This is a genomic window from Micromonospora sp. RV43 (assembly GCF_001029515.1).
Taxonomy (GTDB): Bacteria; Actinomycetota; Actinomycetes; order Mycobacteriales; family Micromonosporaceae; genus Micromonospora; species Micromonospora aurantiaca.
The window spans coordinates 1-2,124 of record NZ_LEKG01000348.1; the positions used below are offsets into that span (position 1 = coordinate 1).

A 2,124-nucleotide genomic window follows, 5' to 3' on the forward strand; every position below is an offset into this window, starting at 1 on the left:
CGGTGGGGGTCAGGGGCGGTGGTGCATGGCCAGGCGGAGCAGGAGGAAGCGCAGGGCCGTCGCGGCCAGGTTGGCCGTTACCAGGACGGTCAGCTCCAACGCGCGGTTCGGGGTTGTGGTGGCGTGCAGCGCGGCCAGGGAACCGCTGGTCAGTGCCAGGCCGAGGGCGAACGCGAGCAGGCCCTGGACGTGGTGCCGGCCGGCGTGGCGGCGCCCGGTGACCCCGAACGTGAGCCGCCGGTTGGCGGCCGTGTTGGCCACCGCGGTGAGCAGCAACGCCAGCAGGTTCGCCGGCTGCGCCCCGAGCGGGCCGCGGGCCAGCAGGAACAACAGCAGGTACGCGAGCGTGCTCGCCACGCCCACAGCGGCGAACCGGGCGAGCTGGCGGGGCAACCCGATCGGCACCTGCGCCGGCGCGGCCGGCAACGGCCCCCGGCCGAGCTGGGCGCGCAGCTGCGCCAGCGGCAGCGCCCCGGTCACCAGCGCCCGGCCCAGCCGGCCGATGCCGCGCAGGTCGGCCAGCGCGGTGGCGACGATGTCGACCCGGCTGTCCGGGTCGTCCACCCAGTCCACCGGCACCTCGTGGATGCGCAGCCCGGCCCGCTGCGCCAGGACCAGCAGCTCGGTGTCGAAGAACCAGCCGGTGTCCCGCACCAGCGGCAGCAGCTCTGCGGCCACGTCGGCGCGGATCGCCTTGAACCCGCACTGGGCGTCGGAGAAACGCGCCGCGAGCGCCCCACGCAGCAGCAGGTTGTAGCCGCGCGAGATGACCTCCCGCTTGGCACCCCGGACCACCCGGCTGGTCCGCGCCAGCCGGGTGCCGATGGCCAGGTCCGAGTGCCCGGAGATGAGCGGGGCGGCCAGCGGCAGCAGCGCGGCCAGGTCGGTGGACAGGTCCACGTCCATGTACGCGAGCACCGGTGCCGGCGAGGCCGACCAGGCGGCGCGCAGTGCCCGCCCGCGGCCCTTCTCGTCCAGGCGGAGCACCCCCACCTCGGGCAGCTCGTCGGCGAGCGCCCGCGCCACCGCCGGGGTGCCGTCCACGCTGGCGTTGTCGGCCACAGTGATCCGGAACGGGTACGGGAAGTGCGCGGTCAGGTGCGCGTGCAGCCGCCGGACGCAGGGCCCCAGGTCGGTCTCCTCGTTGTAGACCGGGACCACCACGTCGAGCACCGCGCTGCCGGCGGCGGGCCGGGCCTGCACGGCGGCCCGGGGCGCGTACGTGCCAGTCATCGCTCAGCCCTGCTTTCCGCTGCTCAGGTCGTACACGGTCACGCCGTCGACCGTGGTCGCGGTGAAGGTCTCGGTGACCCACGCGGCGATCTCGGCCGAGGCGTTGCTGCCGCCGTCGGCCCGGAACCCGCCACCGCCGAGGAAGTAGTGGATCCGCCCGTCGGCTACGTACCGCTGGAACTGGGCGAGCGTCGGCGACGGGTCACTGCCGTTGAAGCCGCCGATCGGCATGACCGGCCGGCCGGTCGCCAGCTGGTAGCCGGAGGCGTTGTTCGAGCCGATCGTGGCGGCGACCCAGGTGTAGTCGTCGGCGTCGGCCGTGAGCAGCGCGGTCATCTCGGCGCTCGGCTCACGGGCGTCGAGCAGCCCGCCCATGCCGCCGCCGCGCTGCCCCCGCCCCTCCTGCCCGGTCCCGCCGTCCTGCCCGGGGAAGCCGCCCTGCCCCGGGGTGCCGCCCGGCGCGGTGCCGCCGTCCTGACCTGTGCCGCCGGGCGCGCCCGGGGCCGAACCACCACCAGGGAATCCGGGGAACCCACCGGCATTCGCCCCGCCGTCCTGGCCGGTACCGCCCGGGCCGGAGCCGTCGGAACCCGTGCCGTCCGAGCCGGTGCCGTTCGGGCCACCCGGGAAGCCCGGGAACTGCCCGTTCCCGCCGCCCGGCATCCGCCCGCCCGGTCCGCCCGGTCCGCCGAAGCCACCAGCTCCGGCCGGCCCGGCACTCGGGATCGAGCCGCTGTGCGGGGTGGCAGCGGTCTGCATCGCGTACGCGGCCGGCCCGGCCAGCGCCACCGCGATCCCGGCGACTGTTCGTCAACCACCTGGCCGGGATCAGCGGCGCTCTCGCCGACGCCCGGCCGGGCATCGAACCGGCCCTGTGGCGGGAGGTGCGGG

At 76.1% G+C, this 2,124-nt stretch carries 1 protein-coding gene and 1 pseudogene; both read right to left on the reverse strand.

Annotated elements, in window-relative coordinates; genetic code table 11:
• Positions 1-9: 9 nt before the first annotated feature.
• Positions 10-1,233: a dolichyl-phosphate beta-glucosyltransferase gene (locus ABD52_RS37045; RefSeq protein WP_047894844.1), complete on the reverse strand. Its 1,224-nt coding sequence runs from the start codon at positions 1,231-1,233 to the stop codon at positions 10-12.
• A gap of 3 nt (positions 1,234-1,236) precedes the next feature.
• Positions 1,237-2,040, reverse strand: a pseudogene (locus ABD52_RS37050) (glycosyl transferase); the annotation flags it as partial.
• Between the last annotated feature and the right edge of the window lie 84 nt (positions 2,041-2,124).